Consider the following 17,107-nt stretch of genomic DNA (forward strand, 5'->3'; position numbering starts at 1 on the left):
GTGGTGATATATTGGTTAGATATTTATTAAATAATGAAAAAGCTATTACAAGACCAATATGGGAACGTATATTTGAAGAAGATAGTAAAGATTTTTTAGATTATTATTATAACTATAAAAATGAAGATAATAAAATATTATGCAAATTTGTAGATGATAATATATCATCTATGTTACATTTAAACCCATATAAAATATATATTAACAATAAGGAATATTTATCTTATTATATAGTAGCTGTTGCTACCCTACCAGAATACAGAAAAAAAGGATATATGGCAGAGCTTTTGCATAAGTCTTTAAACGATATGTATAAAGAAAATGTCCCCTTTACATTTTTAAGACCTGCAAAAAAAGAAATATACCTACCTTTTGATTTTGAATATATATATAATCATAACTTTTTAGAAATAAATAATAGCAATTTTGAAGAAATAGAGCTAACAGAAAAAGATTACACGCAAATAGCAGATTTCACAAATAATTTTTTAGAAAAAAGATACAAAACTTTTTGTAAAAGAGATTTTAACTATATTAAAGTTTTACACCAAGAGGTTAAAAGTGAAAATGGTAATATAATTATGCTTTTTAATAATAATAAATTAATAGGTTATTATGTATATTGGGGAGTAAATGAAAAAATAATAAGAGCAATATTTTTAGATAATGCTTACACAAATATTAAAAATATTAAACCTTTAGTTATGGCAAGAATTATAAATTTATATGAATTTTTTAAAAATTTTTCGTTAAAAGATAAAAACGATAACATTTGTATGTATTTTAATATAGTAGATAATATAATAAAAGAAAATAATGGTATATTTAAACTTACTGTCTATGATAACAAATCTAAAATAGAAAAAACATCACATCGTAATGAAAATATTTTAAATATAAATATTCAAGATTTATTAAGTGTTTTTTTTGGATATAAAGATATATCACTATTTACCAAAAATGATTATATATTAAAAAACTTTCATAAAATAAATCTTTTAGATAAAGTTTTCATAGATGAAGAAGTCTAAAATATTTATTATGACTTTTATTTTTAATATTAGGCATTTTCTATAAATAATATTATAGAAATGAGGTGTTTTATGGAAAAAGTAAATTTTACACATCTACATGTGCATACGGAATATAGCCTACTTGATGGTTCTTCTAAAATAAAAGAATTAGTTAAAGAAGTAAAAGAGCTTGGTATGGATTCTATTGCAATAACAGACCACGGAGTTATGTATGGTGCAATAGATTTTTATAAAGAGGCCTTAAAAGTTGGCATTAAACCTATTATGGGGTGTGAGGTATATGTTGCTTCTGGCTCTCGTTTTAACAAAACTCACTCAAAGGAAAATACCTATTATCATCTAGTTTTATTAGCAGAAGATAACGAAGGCTATAAAAATCTTATAAAGCTTGTATCCTTTGGTTTTACAGAAGGGTTTTACTATAAACCTAGGATAGACCTTGAAATATTAAAAAAATACAGTAAAGGACTTATAGGCCTTAGTGCTTGTATGGGTGGTGCTGTTGCTAGAAGTATTTTAACCCACTCTTATGAAAAAGCAAAAGAATTTGCTCTTATATACAATAATATTTTAGGGCAAGGTAACTTTTTTTTAGAATTACAAGACCACGGCATAGAAAATCAAAAACTTGTTAATCAAAATTTAATAAAACTAAGTAAAGAAACAGGTATTCCTCTTGTTTGTACAAATGATATACACTATATAAAAGAAGAAGATGCCGAGGCTCACGATATTTTGCTATGTATACAAACTGGAAAAACAGTTGAAGATGAAAACCGTATGCGTTATGAAGGTGGACAATATTATTTAAAATCTCCAGAGCAAATGCTAAAATTGTTCCCTTATATACCAGAAGCTTTAGAAAATACATATAAAATAGCACAAAGATGTAATGTATCATTTGAATTTAATAAATATAAACTTCCTATATTTGATGTTCCTAACAATAAAGATGCTTTTTCTTATCTAAAAGAACTTTGTGAAGAAGGTTTAAAAGAAAGATATAATAATATAAATGATGATTTAATAAAAAGGTTAAACTATGAGCTTAATACAATAGCACAAATGGGTTTTGTAGACTATTTTTTAATAGTTTGGGACTTTATAAAATATGCTAAAGACAATAATATAATAGTAGGACCTGGACGTGGCTCTGCTGCTGGTAGCTTAGTATCTTATTGTTTAAAAATAACAGACATAGATCCTATAGAATACAACCTTATTTTTGAACGTTTTTTAAACCCAGAAAGAGTTAGTATGCCAGATATAGATATAGATTTTTGCTACGAAAAAAGACAAGATGTTATAAACTATGTTATAGAAAAATATGGTGCAGACCACGTTTCCCAAATTATAACTTTTGGTACAATGGCAGCAAGAAATGCTATAAGAGATGTTGGGCGTGCTTTAAACATACCTTATGCCGATGTAGATAGAATAGCAAAAATGATACCTATGGAGCTTAAAATAACTATATCTAAAGCCTTAGTACAAAATCCTGAGCTTTTAGAAGAATATAATAACAACCCTCAAATTAAACATCTTATAGATATGTCTTTAAAGCTAGAAGGTCTTCCAAGACACGCATCTACACACGCTGCAGGAGTTGTTATCTGTGATAAATCTGTTATGGAATATGTTCCACTTAACACAAACGATGGTGTTATAACTACGCAGTTTCCTATGACAACTTTAGAAGAGCTAGGTCTTCTAAAAATGGACTTTTTAGGGCTTAGGACACTAACTGTTATACAAAATACTTTTAAAGAAATAAACCGTATACATAACTTAAATCTTAGTGAAAAAGATGTAGACTATAAAGACCCTAAAATATACGAGCTTATATCAACAGGATATACAGATGGTGTGTTTCAGTTAGAAAGTGCTGGTATGAAACAATTTATGAAAGATTTAAAGCCAGAATCTATAGAGGATATTATAGCTGGTGTATCTCTTTACAGGCCAGGTCCTATGGACTTTATACCAAAATATGTAAAAGGTAAAAACACTAAATCAGAAATTAAATATACCCACCCTCTTTTAGAGCCTATCTTAAAGACTACATATGGTTGTATAGTATATCAAGAACAGGTTATGCAAATAGTACAAGAGCTTGCAGGATACACATTAGGACGAAGCGACCTTTTAAGACGTGCTATGGGTAAAAAGAAAACTGATGAAATGGAGCTTGAGCGTAAAAACTTTATATATGGTATAGCAGATGAAGTTGATGGCTGTGTAAAAAGAGGAATTGATGAAAATATTGCAAACAAAATATTTAATGAAATGCAAGATTTTGCTAAATATGCCTTTAATAAATCTCACGCTGCTGCATATGCTGTTATCGCTTGTCAAACAGCTTGGCTAAAAGCACACTACCCCGTTGAGTTTATGGCAGCACTTTTAACAAGTGTATCTGATAACGCCACAAAAATATCTGAATATATTGCCGATATAAAAAGAATGAATATTGAGCTTTTACCCCCAGATATAAACGAAGGTTTTGATAGATTTAGTGTTTCTAATGGAAAAATTAGATTTAACCTTTCTGCTATAAAAAATGTTGGTAAACATCTCATTAAAACTTTAGTTGCCCAACGTGAAAAAAATGGCAAATTTTTATCTTTAAAAGATTTTTTAAAAAGATTAGATGGAGAGCTTAATTCTAGAGCAATAGAATGCTTAATAAAAGCAGGTGCTTTAGACTCTTTAGGTGGAAAACGCTCTCAATATTTAGCTGTATATAAAACATATTATGACAGTATTAATCAATTAAAAAAGAAAACTATGGAAGGACAGCTAGACCTTTTTTCTACATCTTCAAATAATGAAGATACTATAGAAAAAGATATTTTACCTAACATAGAAGAAATTACAAAAAAAGAAATTTTATCTCTAGAAAAAGAGATTTTAGGTATATATGTAAGTGGACACCCTTTAGATGAATTTAATGAATTTTTAAAAAAATTTACTAGCAACTCTACCCTAGACTTTATAGAAAACGAAAATAAAGAAATAGAAAATATTAAAGATAACCAAAAAGTTATTTTAGGTGGTTTAATAAATAATATTACTCTTAAGTTTACTAAAACAAATAAACAAATGGCATTTTTGACATTAGAAGATTTATTTGGAACAATAGAAGTAATTGTTTTTCCAGAAACTTTTTATAAATATAATAAATATTTAACCGAAGATGGTGTTATAATTGTAGAAGGTAAAGCAAGTATATCAGAAGACCAAAAGCCTAAAATTATATGTACTACTATAAAATCATATGAAGTGCTAGAAAATATGAGCAAAACTCTTTGGATAAAATTGCCCCAAACTCTTAATATATCAATAAAAGATATAGAAAAAATATTATTAGACAATAAAGGAGATACTCCTGTTATAGTTTATGATGAGGCAAAAAAAACAAAATTTAATTTAAACAGTACTCATTGGGTAAATATAGGTGATAATCTTTTAAGCCAATTAAAAAATATTTTAGGTAATTCTTGTATAGTAATAAAATAAATATAGTAATATTTGTACTTGACATATTTATTATATTTATATAGAATAATATGTATACTATGTTATTTTTTTATCAATTTAGATAAATTTGAAAATTTTTTTAATTTGGTATTGACTAATATATACTTTTAATTGTAAAATTTAAGTAAAGGTATAAAAATAAATCAATTAATTGAGGTGTTTTGATGGATAATAAAATAAAAAAAATTGGGATATTAACAAGTGGTGGCGATGCACCTGGTATGAATGCATCTATCCGTGCTGTTGTAAGAACTGCTATTAAAAATAATATTGAAGTAGTTGGTTTTATGCGTGGATACGAAGGTTTAATTAATTGTGACTATATAACACTTGATAACAAAAGTGTTTCTGAAATAATACAAAGAGGTGGTACTATTCTTTTATCTGCTCGTTGTAAAGAAATGATGACAGATGAAGGTAAACAAAAAGCTGTTAAAGTTTGTAAAGATTTAAACATTGATGCCTTAATTGTTATTGGTGGTGATGGTTCTTTAAGCGGAGCTTTACACTTATCTAGATTAGGCGTTAAAGTTATGGGTATACCTGGTACTATCGATTTAGACTTAGCTTGCTCAGAATACACTATTGGCTTTGATACAGCTGTAAACACTGCTATGGAGGCTATTAACAAAATAAGAGATACATCTTCTTCCCACGAACGTTGTACTGTTGTACAAGTTATGGGTAGAAATGCTGGTTATATAGCTTTATGGTGTGGCTTAATAAACGGTGCCGAAGAAGTTTTAATACCTGAAAGGCCAGATGTTACACCTGATGAAGTTATAGAAACTATAGAAAAAAATAGAAAAAATGGTAAAATAAGCAATGTTATTATTTTAGCCGAAGGTTTTACAAAAGTAGAACCTCACGAATTTGCTAAAAAAATAGAATCAACTACTGGTATAGAAACTAGAGCAACTGTATTAGGACATCTTCAAAGAGGTGGCTCTCCTACTGCTATTGATAGAATGCACGCTTCTATGATGGGATATAAAGCTGTTGAAGAGCTCTTAAAAGGAAATATTAACAGAATTATGATTTATAAAAATGGTAATTATGATGATATTGACCTTGAAGAAGGTTTAAATACAACTAGAACATACGATGATAGTCTTTATAAAATAATAAAAACATTTGCTTAATATATATTAAAGGAGTATTTAAAATTATGAGAAAAACTAAAATTATTGCTACATTAGGCCCTGTTAGTAATTCACCAGAAATGGTTAAAAAACTTATAGAAACTGGTATGAATGCTGTTCGTATCAACTTTTCTCACGGTAGCCACGAATCTCACGGAGAAACTATTAATACTGTAAAAAAAGTTAGAGAAGAATTAGGCCTTCCTATTCCTCTTGTTTTAGACACAAAAGGCCCTGAAATAAGAACTAAACTTCTTAAAGAAGAACCTGTTAAACTTGAAAAAGGTAATAAATTTATCCTTACTACTGACGATATTGAAGGCGATGCTACAAAAGTTTCTGTTACATATGAAGACTTTGCTAAAGACCTTCACGTTGGTGCAACAGTTTTAATAGATGATGGTTTAATCGAACTTAAAGTTTTAGAAATAAACGGAAATGACGTTGTTTGTGAAATAATTAATAGTGGTATGTTAGGTTCTAGAAAAGGTATAAACCTTCCTAACGTTTCTATTAAATTACCTGCTCTTACTGAAAAAGATATAGATGATATCAAATTTGGTATAAAAATGGGATTTGACTACATTGCTGCATCTTTTATCCGTTCTGCTTCTGATGTATTATCTATCCGTAAAGTATTAGAAGAAAACGGTGGTTCTGACATTAAAATTATATCTAAAATAGAAAACCGTGAAGGTGTTGACAACATTGATGCTATATTAGAAGTTACTGACGGTATAATGGTTGCTCGTGGAGACCTTGGTGTAGAAATTCCTTTCGAAGAAGTACCTATTATCCAAAAAGAATTAATTGAAAAATGTAAAGCTAAAGGTAAATTAGTTGTTACTGCTACTCAAATGTTAGAATCTATGATTACTAACCCTCGTCCTACTAGAGCAGAAGCTAGTGATGTTGCTAATGCTATCTATGACGGTACTGATGCTATTATGTTATCAGGTGAAACTGCAAAAGGTAGCTTCCCTGTAGAAGCAGTTAATGCTATGGTTAGAATAGCTACAAAAATTGAATCTTCTATTGATTACATTGAAAAATTCTACAAAAATTGTGGTTCAAAAACTTCTAATATTACAGATGCTATAAGCCACGCTACTTGCACAACTGCTAGTGATTTAAACTCTCCTTGTATAGTTGCTGTTACAAAATCTGGCTTTACTGTTAGAGAAGTTTCTAAATATAGACCTAAATCTCTTATATTAGGTTTAACTCCTGATGAAAGAGTATTAAGACAATTAAATCTTACTTGGGGTTGTTATCCTTATTTAGTAGATATTGATAGCATATCTACTGGAGATTTATTCCAAAATACTGTTAAAATTGCTAATGAAAAAGGTTTTGCTAAAAAAGGTGACGTAATTGTTACTGTTGGTGGTACACCTATTGGACAAACTGGCTCTACTAACACTTTAAGAGCTCAAACTTTATAATATATAATTTAAATTAACAAAATAAAAGGCTAAAATTTAGCCTTTTATTTTGTTTTAAAATTTTATTTTTATTTAAATGGGTTAAAATAATGTTTTCTACAAGTTGAAATAAAATAATCTTCCCCTTCTTCTATATCTCCTATAACAACTGTATTGCCTGTTTCTGATTCTAAAATAGGTTTACCATTTTTTATTCTCAAGTTCATTATTGCTTTTTTATCACAAAAATGACAAACACTTTTTATCTCTTGTATACTATCTGCAAAATATAACAATGCTTTAGACCCTTCAAAAAGTTTACCCTTTATGTAACTATTTTTAAGTCCATAGCATATAACAGGTATTTTTAAAAAGTCTACAACCTCTGTAAGCTGTATAACTTGTATTTTTGTCAAAAACTGTGCCTCATCTATTAATATACAATTTATTTTTCCTTCATTATTATTCTCTATAAATTTATACAAATTTGTATCTTTATCAAAGCAGAAACATTTGTGTTTATACGTTAATGCTCTACTCTCTATGTAAAAATCTTCTGTTCTTGTATCTAAACTAGACCTAAGACAAATTATATTTTTACCCTGATTTTCATACTTGTGAGCAGTCATTAAAAGGTCTGCAGACTTAGATGCGTCCATTGTACCATATTTAAAATATAACTTAGCCATTTTTTTCTCCTATTATTCAGCTTTTTTAGTTGTATCTTCTTGTATATTGCTATCCTCTTTATAAGTTACTTTTGTACTATCTAAAGTTTGTTCTATAATATTTATCATAATATCTTTAGTAAGACTACCAGATATATAACCAAATATTTTACTTTCTTTATTAATCATAAATGTTGTAGGAAAAGACCTAACATAATAATCTCTAAAAACTTCTCCTGTTTCATCAAAAACTATTGGAAATGTATATCCTTTATCTTCTATAAATTTAATAATTTCTTCTTTAGATACATCACTATTGTTTGGATATTCTTTAGATGATGGATTTGCTACACCAAGTATAACAACTTCATCTTCATTAAGTCCATACTCTTTATAAAGTTCTTCTATATGAGGCATCTCTATTAAACAAGGATTACACCAAGTTGCCCAAAAATTAAGAAATACTACTTTACCCTTATAGTCTGACAATGTATGTGTATTTCCATATTGGTCTGTAAGTTTAAAATCAAATATATCTTGTAATTCTTCTTCATATGATGTTGTTTCATTTTCTTTATTTTCATTTAAAGTAGTATTTTCTGTATTATTTTCTTCTTTTGTATCTTCTTCAACTTTGCTTTTATTTGTATCTTTATCTTCAGAAGAAACTGTATACTTATTTAAATATTTTGATATACCGTTCATATATCCAGTAAATGTCATTATACCTATTACTACTAATAAGATACCACTTATTTTTACAGTGTATTTTATAATTTTTTGGTTTTGTTTGAAGAAATTTAAAACTCTTCCTGTAAATAACCCTAATAATAAAAATGGTAAAATAAAACCTAAAGAATATACAAGTACTAAAAAGTTACCAATAAAAGCATTTTTAGAGCTAGATGCTAATATTAATACTGATGATAATGCAGGCCCTACACAAGGTGTCCAAGCAAAACTAAATGTAAATCCCATAAAAAATGCTATTAATGGATTTACTTGTTTTTTGCTCATATCAAAATTGATTTTTCTTTCTTTTTGTAAAAATTTAAAAGTAAAAATATCTAATTGGAAAAGACCCAATAAAATAATTACTATACCACCTACTCTTGTAAAAATAACTTGATATTCATTAAAAAATCTTCCTAATGCTGAAAATGATAATCCTAATAAAAAAAATGTACAACATATACCTATTGTAAAACATAAAGTGTGAAAAAATACTTTTTTCCTATTATATACTATTGTGCCGTCACTTAAAGTTTGCTTTGCATTGCCTGCCAAATACGTTATATATATTGGTATTAGTGGCAAAATACACGGGGATAAAAATGATAATAACCCCTCTAAAAATACTACTATAAAACTTATGTGTCCTGAAACATTTATATTATCAAACATAACCTTTCCTTTCTAAATATTATTTATTAAATTTTGTATAAATTCTTTATCTTTTAATCCATTTACTTTTTGTATAGTTTTATTATCTTTTAAAATAACCATTGTTGGAACAGTCATTACACCAAATTTTATAGCTAAATCTGTGCTTTCTTCAATGTTTATTTTTCCAACAGTAATGTTTTCATTTTCACTTTCTATTTCTTCTAATATATTATTTAAAATTTTACAAGGTCCACAGTTAGTAGCACCAAAATCTAAAATAACTAAACTATTACTATTTGTTACATATTCATCATAATTTTTTTCTGTAATATCTATTATCATAATATACTCCTTTCTATTAAACTATACCATCAAGTTTTAAATTTGGATAAGCATTTAAATCTAAGTTTGCAAAATTTTCTTTTAAATATTGATAATAACCAGCACAACCTATCATAGCAGCATTATCTGTACATAATTTTAAACTTGGTACACAGAGCTTTATATTCTCTTTATTACAAGCACTCTGCATACTCTCTCGTAAAAATGAATTTGCAGATACTCCACCAGCTAATGCTAGTATTTTAACTTTATTTTCTTTACAAGCCTTTATAGATTTAAAAACTAAAACATCTACTAAGGCTTGTTGAAAAGATGCTGCTAAATCTTCATTTTTAAATGGTGTATTTGTCATTTTACTCTTATTAACAAAGTTTAAAACAGCAGATTTTAATCCACTAAAACTAAAATCATAATCATCTGTATCTATCATTACTCGTGGAAAATCTATAGCGTGCCTATCTCCTAATTTTGCAAGCTTATCTATCTCTGGCCCTCCAGGATATTTTAAGCCTATTGTCCTTGCCACTTTATCAAATGCTTCTCCACAAGCATCATCTCTAGTTTTACCAATTATTTTAAATTTACCGTAATCTTCTACATAAACTATATGGGTATGCCCTCCAGATATAACAAGGCTTATAAAAGGTGGCTGTAATTCTTTATCATCTATATAGTTAGCGTATATATGCCCTTCTATATGATGCACTGGGACAAGAGGCTTTTTTAATGTATATGCTAGAGATTTTGCATAGCTAACACCAACTAATAAAGCTCCAACAAGCCCTGGACCATATGTAACAGCAATAGCATCTATATCATTAATACATATATTAGCTTGCTCTAAAGCCTCATCTAAAACAAAGTCTATAACTTCTATATGTTTTCTTGATGCTATCTCTGGAACAACACCACCAAATACCCTATGAGTATCTATCTGAGATGATATAACATTAGATAAAACTTCCCTACCATTTTTTACAACAGCAATAGAGGTTTCATCACAAGAACTTTCAATGGCTAGTATAATTATATCTTTTTGTTTATCTTCCATACTATATCCTTTCTTAAAATTTATTTTATGTTATATTATATCAACAATTTTAAAACAAATCAATAAATTAGTAAATTTAAAATAACTATTTAAGCTTAAAATTAAACTTTAAATAATAACTACTTTATACTTTAGTTATTATTTAGCTTTTATATATATTTACTAACTATGATATTAATTTTTTACGTATAATTTATATTTTTTTCCCCTTTGACTTTTAAATTTTAAATTGGTATACTTAAATAAAAAAGGTGAGGAAAACTATGAAAACTAATTATCATACACACACATTACGTTGTAAACACGCTGTTGGAAATGCTAAAGACTATGTTTTAAGTGCAATAAATGAAAATTTATCTATATTGGGGTTTAGTGACCATTCTCCTTATCCTGATGATAGATTTGGACTTAGAATGGATTTTTGTGAGCTTGAAGACTATATAAAAGAAGTTGAAGATTTAAAAATGGAATTTAAAAATAAAATTTTTATAAAGTCTGGGTTAGAGATAGAATACGACCCAAGAGAAAAAGATTATTATGAGGAGCTATTAAATAAATACAACTTAGATTATTTAGCATTAGGCCAACATTTTTATATTAACAATAACAACGAGGCTATAAATACCTATTCTTTAAATGATACAAAAAAGTATTTAGAATATGGAAAAACACTTGTAGAAGCTATGAAAACGGGATATTTTAAATTTATAGCACACCCTGATGTTATTTTTATAAATGATTTACCTTGGGATAATAACTGCGATGAATTTTGTAATTTAATAGTTAAAGCTGCTAAAGAAAATGATTTTATTTTAGAATTTAATGCTAATGGATTAAGACGTGGTAAAAAAAATTTTTGCGATGGAACTCGTTACTCTTATCCACATAAAAGCTTTTGGTATAAAGTAGCAAAAGAAAACATTAAAGTTATTATAAACTCAGATTGCCACAACCCTATACAAGTTTGGGACGAATATATGGATAAAGCTTATGATATGGCAAATAAACTAGGTCTTAATGTTATAAATGAAATATTTTAAATTAAATTTATATTTAATAATATATATTTTAAAGGCTGTAGATAGAGTCTACAGCCTAAATTTATTTAACTTTTATTTTTATTATGCTTCCTTTTTCTATAAAAACTCCTGCCTCTGGCATTTGTTCAAATACTTTTTTAGTAGTGTTATCTTGTTTATTACTTTCACTAGTTTTTTCTATTATGTCTAAATCTGTGTTTTGATTGCTATTTTCTGATGTTTTCTCTGTACTTTCATTCTCTGTTTTTATTTCATTTTCTATTTTTATTTCTTTTTCTGTAGCTTGATGTTCCACAATAGAGATTTCAAATCCAAGCTCTTTTATAAGTTTACTAGCCTCATCTATCGATAAATTTTTAGTATCTGGAACAGATACAAGCTCTTTTTTATCATCTTTAGATTCTATGTATAATAAAACTTTACCATTTTTATCTATGCTCGTATTAGCTATAGGTATTTGTTTTACAACCATATCTCCACTGCCACCTACAATTTGAAAATCTATACCAACAGAATTTAACTCTTTTATAACTGTTTTTAAATCTTTGTTTGTATAATCTTTTAACAAAATTTTATCTTTAGACACTTCTTTATCCTCTGACACCATTTTTTCATTAGATGGTGGTATAGCCTTATAGTCTATAATTTTTTGGAAGTATTCTTTTACCATAGGTACAGGGGAAATAACTCCAGGAGCAGATTTTGCATAATCTTTTGGTTTGCTTATTGTAGCTAACATAAGATATTCTGGGTCTTCTGCTGGCATATATGCTGCAAATCCAAGTGTATAAATATTATCAGAGCGTTTTCCTTGCTGTGCTGTTGCTGTTTTCCCACCTATATTATAGCCTGCTATATTAGCTTTATATCCTGTACCACCTTGCTCTAAAGTTTGTATCATAGCTGTTTTTAAAAAATCTGACGTATCCTCAGATATTACTTTTCTTACTACTTTTGGAGTTTGTTCTTCTACAATATTTCCATTTTCATCTATTATTTGAGACACCAAATATGGTTTCATAATATTACCACCATTTATAGTAGCAGCAAAAGCATTTATAATTTGTATAGCCGACGTAGTAAAAGTTTGTCCAAATGCACTTGTGGCAAGTTCTGTAACATTTAATTTTTCTACAGGCACAATATAAGTATCAGATTTTATCTCTCCATATAAATCTATGCCTGTTCTATACCCAAAGCCAAAATCTCTTTGATATTTGTAAAAAGAATTTCTCCCTAGCCTATCTGCAATTTCTAACATAGCCATATTACAAGATTTTTCTAAGGCTTCTGTAACGGTAAGTGTTCCGTGTCCACTTCTTTTGTGACATCTTATAAAATAATCTGCAACTTGTTTACCACCAGAACAATAAAATGTTTCATTTTTACTTATAGCACCTTCTTCTAGCCCTGCTGCAACCGTTATAGCCTTAAATGTAGAACCTGGTTCAAAAGCATCTGATATTGCAAAATTTTTCCAAATTGAATTTCTTATTTTAAGTTGTTCTTCTGGTGACATTTTGTCAAAATTAGCTTTATAGACTGGGTCCTCTAGTAAAGATATATTGTTAGGATTATTTAAGTCAAAGTCTGGATATTGTGCCATTGATAAAATTTCACCTGTTTTTGGGTTCATAAGAATTATAGAAACACTCTCTGGAGTATTTGTTGGAGATAAAGATTTATATGTATTTTCCACAATTTCTTCTGCATATTGTTGTAATGTCAGGTCAATTGTAGTAACTATATCATTACCTTTTATAGGCTGTATATCATTTGTAACAACAGAAGAGTTTCCATCGTATGTTCTATATATTCTTCCTGGAGTACCTGTTAATTGTTTATCATAAACTTTTTCAAGCCCCCACCTAGTATCACCCATAATAAAACCTATTGTTTGAGATGCAGAGTTTTTTTGAGGATAATTTCTTTGTGTATCTGTTTCTAAGTTTACCCCTATAAGTTTTTCTTCTTCTAATTTTTTACCTAAATCATATGGTATTTTCTTTTTTATAATTTTCCAATGAGTATCATTTTCTGGTTTTAATTTTCCTTTATCATCTTTTATTAAATAGGCATTTAAATCGTTAACGTTCATTTGTAAAATCTCTGCTGTTTTTATTAATATGCCACTTGCTTTTTCAGGTTTTAATTCAGATAATAGCCTAATATCTAAAGCCACATTAAAAACAGTTGTACTTATAGCTAATGGTTGGTTATTTCTATCTAATATGCTACCTCTATTAGGGTTTATAATTTTGTCAGATACTTTATTTATTTGATTTTCAATTGCTTCTTTTTCAAATTCGTTACCACTTTGGGCCTTTATAGATATTACTCTATATATACCTACAAATGATAAAGCACCTGTAATAACAAAAATTAAAAATATTATACGTCCTCTCATTAAGCTTTGTTTTTTGTTATTTCTTTTTCTATTTGAGCTATTTCTGGCTCTATTTGTTCTATTTTTGCTCAATTATAATCAGTCCTTATTTTAAATATACTAAGTTTGTTTATTTATCCAACTAGTTATTTTTGATAAAAAAGTATCCTTTTTTTCAACTTTACCTTTTTGTGAATAACTTTCTTTAGGTACATCTATGTGTACTATTTGGTGGTTTGCAGGTTTTTGCATACCTAGTTCAGATGTTGCTATGTATTCTACATATTCTAAATCCAAATTTTTAGCTAACTCTGTTTCTAAATATTTATTATTTTCTTTAATTTCCTTTAAAGTTATATTTAAATCTTCTATATCAAATTTTTTTTGTATTGTAAGCGCTTCTATAAAAATAATTGATATTACAAAGGTTGATATAATAACAAGCGTAGCTATAAACTTTAATGAAAAAAATCTTATTCCTTGCTCTGCTTCAACATATTTATCTTTTTTTATCTTTTTTATTCTTCTATTTATATGCCTTGAAGTACTATATTCTGGTTCATAATCATATGCTACTGATGTGTAGTTGTAATAATTTCTTTTATTACCTGTATTATACCTGTTTCTTTGGTATTTCATATATTACGCCTCCTTATAAAATTACCTTCGTTCAAAAACTCTAAGTTTTGCACTCCTTGAACGATGATTTTGTTCTAATTCATATTCCGATGGTAATATAGGCTTTCTTGTAACAACTCTCCCTAAAGACTTTTTACCACAAGCACATATAGGTAAATCTCTTGGACATATACAAGGATTTTCTAGCTCTTTAAATACATTTTTTACTATCCTATCTTCTAAAGAATGGAATGTAATTATTAAAAGCCTCCCATTTTTATTTAAAATGTTTACCATACTAGTTATTGTATCTTTTAATATTTCAAGCTCTCCATTAACTTCTATTCTTATTGCCTGGAATGTTCTTTTAGCAGGGTGTGGTCCATCTATTCTTGCACCTTTTGGAATAGCTTTTTTAATAATAGACACTAGCTCAAAAGTTGTTTCTATTGGTTTAATTTTTCTTTCATTTTCTATAAATTCTGCTATCCTTTTAGACCATCTTTCTTCTCCATATTGAGATATTATCTTGTTAAGTTCTTCTTTTGAATATGTATTTACTACTGTATATGCAGAAAAATCATTTCTAATATCCATACGCATATCCAATGGGGCATCTTGCATATAAGAAAAACCTCTATACCCTTCATCTAATTGATGAGAAGAAACACCTAAATCTAATAAAATACCATCTACACCAACATCTGACATATTAAGAGAGCTATATATTTCTTGTATTTTAGAAAAATTACTATGTACAAAAGTTATATTATTAAAACCTGCTAATCTTTTCTTACCTACTTTTATAGCATTTTCGTCTTGGTCTATACATATTAAATTTCCTGTATTTTCTAATGCTTTTGCTATATGGCTAGAATGCCCTGCTCCACCCATAGTCCCATCTATATATACACCATTTTTTTTAATATTTAAACTTTCTATACATTCGTTTAAAAGTACTGATATATGTTCAAAATTCATAAAAATCACCTATATGCCAAGTTCTGCCATTCTTTCTGCTAGTTCATTATCTATAAAGTTGTCTTCATCATTGTATACTTCCCAGTTTTCTTTACCCCAAATCTCTACCTTGTTTACAACACCAATAGACACTATCTCTTTTGATATATTAGCGTGTTTTCTAAGATTTTGAGGAATTATAATTCTTCCTTGAGAATCTGGCTCGCATTCACAAGCACCAGAAAAAAGAAAACGAAAAAACCGTCTGACACCTTCATCTGTAGTAGGAAATTGCTTCATTTTTTCCTCAAAAGCTTTCCATTCCTCCATAGTGTAAATAACAAGGCATTTATCTAACCCTTTAGTGAGTATAAATGTTTGTCCAAGTTCTTCACGAAACTTAGCAGGGATAATAGCTCTACCTTTAGCATCAACATTATGCTGATATTCACCCATAAACATAAAACTCACCAACCTTTTACCACTTTACACCACTTTTTTACCACATAAAACCACTTTATAATAATTTTAATACATTTTTTAAAATTTTTCAACCAAAATTTAAAAATTTTTTCAAAAAACATTATCTCTTAGTATTCGATTTTTATTTACATAAAATACTAAATTAAAAATATATTATATTATTATAAAATTACATAATTATGCCGATATTATATATAAACTACTTGTTGAGGTGATTTTTTGAACATTAATACGCAAGATATACTAAATAAACTTTTATATAACAATCTATCTCAAAATGCTGAAATAGAAAATAACAACACAGTAAATGAAAATTTAGAAAATATCAATAGTAAAATATTTAAATATAACCAGAATAACAGCCATATATTAAGCTCTGATGAAGAATTAAAATTGCTATTAAATAGCCTTAATCAAGCTCCAACTAAAGAAAATATAGAATTAATAAAAATATTAGTACAAAATAATTTACCTATTAATAAAGATAATTTAGATAGCATAATAAAATCAACAAAAATTTTTAATGAAAATTCTATAGAAAAGGCTTTATTCTTAATTGAAAATAAACTTAAGCCAACAATAAATATAGGGGAACAAATTGATAACTATTTATCAAAAGAAACATTAATAGATAAACAAATTGATACTTTATTTTCTAATATTAATTCATTAGGTGATAATAATTTAACAAAAGAAATTTTTAAAAATTCTAACCTTGAAAGTCTATTAAATATAAATATTAATAAACTAAAAGATTTTAAACTTGAGCTATTAAATCATATTAAAACTAATTTATCCGAATATAAATCCTTAGAAAGACTATTAAATGGCATTACTAATTTAGATAAAAATAGCACTAATAGTAACTATAATAAGTTATCTAATATATTAGAAAATATACTCGATTTTAATTTTAATGAAGATTTATCAATAAATTTTGAAAAAACAAATATTTTAAAAAATATAGCTAATACTTTAAATGAAAATATTAACAATCAAGATTTATTAAAAGATAATTTAAAAAATTTAAATA

14 protein-coding genes are annotated in these 17,107 nt (G+C 27.4%); 6 read left to right on the top strand and 8 right to left on the bottom strand.

Annotated elements, in window-relative coordinates; all coding sequences use genetic code 11:
* Nucleotides 1-11: 11 nt before the first annotated feature.
* From R5Z65_RS05495 to pyk, 4 genes are all read left to right on the top strand, one after another.
* Nucleotides 12-1,031, top strand: coding sequence for a GNAT family N-acetyltransferase (locus R5Z65_RS05495; RefSeq protein ID WP_317367643.1), 1,020 nt, complete (start codon nt 12-14; stop codon nt 1,029-1,031).
* Between the two features lie 72 nt (nt 1,032-1,103).
* Nucleotides 1,104-4,553 carry a DNA polymerase III subunit alpha gene (locus R5Z65_RS05500; protein WP_317367644.1) on the top strand — a complete coding sequence of 1,150 codons (3,450 nt, stop codon included), beginning with the start codon at nt 1,104-1,106 and terminating at the stop codon, nt 4,551-4,553.
* 185 nt (nt 4,554-4,738) lie between these two features.
* Nucleotides 4,739-5,716: a 6-phosphofructokinase gene (pfkA, locus tag R5Z65_RS05505; protein ID WP_317367647.1), complete on the top strand. Its 978-nt coding sequence runs from the start codon at nt 4,739-4,741 to the stop codon at nt 5,714-5,716.
* 26 nt (nt 5,717-5,742) lie between these two features.
* Nucleotides 5,743-7,161, top strand: a complete 1,419-nt coding sequence (gene pyk, locus R5Z65_RS05510; protein ID WP_317367649.1) for a pyruvate kinase — start codon at nt 5,743-5,745, stop codon at nt 7,159-7,161.
* 68 nt (nt 7,162-7,229) lie between these two features.
* On the opposite strand, the gene R5Z65_RS05515 is transcribed toward pyk, so the two are convergent.
* The 4 genes from R5Z65_RS05515 to tsaD are packed head-to-tail and all read right to left on the bottom strand — an operon-like array spanning nt 7,230 to nt 10,587.
* Nucleotides 7,230-7,829, bottom strand: coding sequence for a thymidine kinase (locus tag R5Z65_RS05515; RefSeq protein ID WP_317367651.1), 600 nt, complete (start codon nt 7,827-7,829; stop codon nt 7,230-7,232).
* A gap of 12 nt (nt 7,830-7,841) precedes the next feature.
* On the bottom strand, nt 7,842-9,212 hold the full coding sequence (locus R5Z65_RS05520; RefSeq protein WP_317367653.1) for a cytochrome c biogenesis protein CcdA: 1,371 nt from the start codon (nt 9,210-9,212) through the stop codon (nt 7,842-7,844).
* Nucleotides 9,213-9,224: 12 nt separating this feature from the next.
* On the bottom strand, nt 9,225-9,536 hold the full coding sequence (locus tag R5Z65_RS05525; RefSeq protein ID WP_317367654.1) for a thioredoxin domain-containing protein: 312 nt from the start codon (nt 9,534-9,536) through the stop codon (nt 9,225-9,227).
* 16 nt (nt 9,537-9,552) lie between these two features.
* Entirely contained in the window at nt 9,553-10,587 is a 1,035-nt protein-coding gene (gene tsaD, locus R5Z65_RS05530) for a tRNA (adenosine(37)-N6)-threonylcarbamoyltransferase complex transferase subunit TsaD (RefSeq protein ID WP_317367657.1), read from the bottom strand.
* Between the two features lie 263 nt (nt 10,588-10,850).
* On the opposite strand from tsaD, the gene R5Z65_RS05535 reads away from it, so the two are divergent.
* Nucleotides 10,851-11,627 carry a histidinol-phosphatase gene (locus tag R5Z65_RS05535; protein ID WP_317367659.1) on the top strand — a complete coding sequence of 259 codons (777 nt, stop codon included), beginning with the start codon at nt 10,851-10,853 and terminating at the stop codon, nt 11,625-11,627.
* Nucleotides 11,628-11,688: 61 nt separating this feature from the next.
* Here R5Z65_RS05535 and R5Z65_RS05540 read toward each other — a convergent pair whose 3' ends face one another.
* The 4 genes from R5Z65_RS05540 to mraZ are packed head-to-tail and all read right to left on the bottom strand — an operon-like array spanning nt 11,689 to nt 16,053.
* Nucleotides 11,689-14,106, bottom strand: a complete 2,418-nt coding sequence (locus R5Z65_RS05540; protein ID WP_317367660.1) for a penicillin-binding transpeptidase domain-containing protein — start codon at nt 14,104-14,106, stop codon at nt 11,689-11,691.
* Between the two features lie 27 nt (nt 14,107-14,133).
* Nucleotides 14,134-14,652 carry a hypothetical protein gene (locus R5Z65_RS05545; RefSeq protein WP_317367661.1) on the bottom strand — a complete coding sequence of 173 codons (519 nt, stop codon included), beginning with the start codon at nt 14,650-14,652 and terminating at the stop codon, nt 14,134-14,136.
* A gap of 21 nt (nt 14,653-14,673) precedes the next feature.
* Complete coding sequence (gene rsmH, locus R5Z65_RS05550; protein ID WP_317367663.1) at nt 14,674-15,612, bottom strand: 16S rRNA (cytosine(1402)-N(4))-methyltransferase RsmH; 939 nt, start codon at nt 15,610-15,612, stop codon at nt 14,674-14,676.
* A 9-nt stretch (nt 15,613-15,621) separates the two neighbouring features.
* A complete protein-coding gene (mraZ, locus tag R5Z65_RS05555) occupies nt 15,622-16,053 on the bottom strand; it encodes a division/cell wall cluster transcriptional repressor MraZ (RefSeq protein WP_317367664.1) in 432 nt (143 codons plus the stop codon).
* Between the two features lie 240 nt (nt 16,054-16,293).
* Between mraZ and R5Z65_RS05560 the strand changes: the two genes are divergently transcribed.
* Nucleotides 16,294-17,107 (top strand): hypothetical protein (locus R5Z65_RS05560; protein WP_317367665.1); only part of this gene is annotated, 814 nt, incomplete at its 3' end.

This window comes from uncultured Tyzzerella sp. (assembly GCF_963558545.1).
GTDB lineage: Bacteria > Bacillota > Clostridia > Lachnospirales > CAG-274 > Tyzzerella.

Excerpts from the sequence above, each read along its gene's own strand:
- rsmH (WP_317367663.1), bottom strand. The coding sequence starts at position 15,612 with ATGAATTTTGAACATATATCAGTACTTTTAAACGAATGTATAGAAAGT.
- R5Z65_RS05500 (WP_317367644.1), top strand. The coding sequence starts at position 1,104 with ATGGAAAAAGTAAATTTTACACATCTACATGTGCATACGGAATATAGC.
- R5Z65_RS05515 (WP_317367651.1), bottom strand. The coding sequence starts at position 7,829 with ATGGCTAAGTTATATTTTAAATATGGTACAATGGACGCATCTAAGTCT.
- pfkA (WP_317367647.1), top strand. The coding sequence starts at position 4,739 with ATGGATAATAAAATAAAAAAAATTGGGATATTAACAAGTGGTGGCGAT.
- R5Z65_RS05535 (WP_317367659.1), top strand. The coding sequence starts at position 10,851 with ATGAAAACTAATTATCATACACACACATTACGTTGTAAACACGCTGTT.
- R5Z65_RS05520 (WP_317367653.1), bottom strand. The coding sequence starts at position 9,212 with ATGTTTGATAATATAAATGTTTCAGGACACATAAGTTTTATAGTAGTA.
- tsaD (WP_317367657.1), bottom strand. The coding sequence starts at position 10,587 with ATGGAAGATAAACAAAAAGATATAATTATACTAGCCATTGAAAGTTCT.
- pyk (WP_317367649.1), top strand. The coding sequence starts at position 5,743 with ATGAGAAAAACTAAAATTATTGCTACATTAGGCCCTGTTAGTAATTCA.
- R5Z65_RS05545 (WP_317367661.1), bottom strand. The coding sequence starts at position 14,652 with ATGAAATACCAAAGAAACAGGTATAATACAGGTAATAAAAGAAATTAT.
- mraZ (WP_317367664.1), bottom strand. The coding sequence starts at position 16,053 with ATGTTTATGGGTGAATATCAGCATAATGTTGATGCTAAAGGTAGAGCT.
- R5Z65_RS05525 (WP_317367654.1), bottom strand. The coding sequence starts at position 9,536 with ATGATAATAGATATTACAGAAAAAAATTATGATGAATATGTAACAAAT.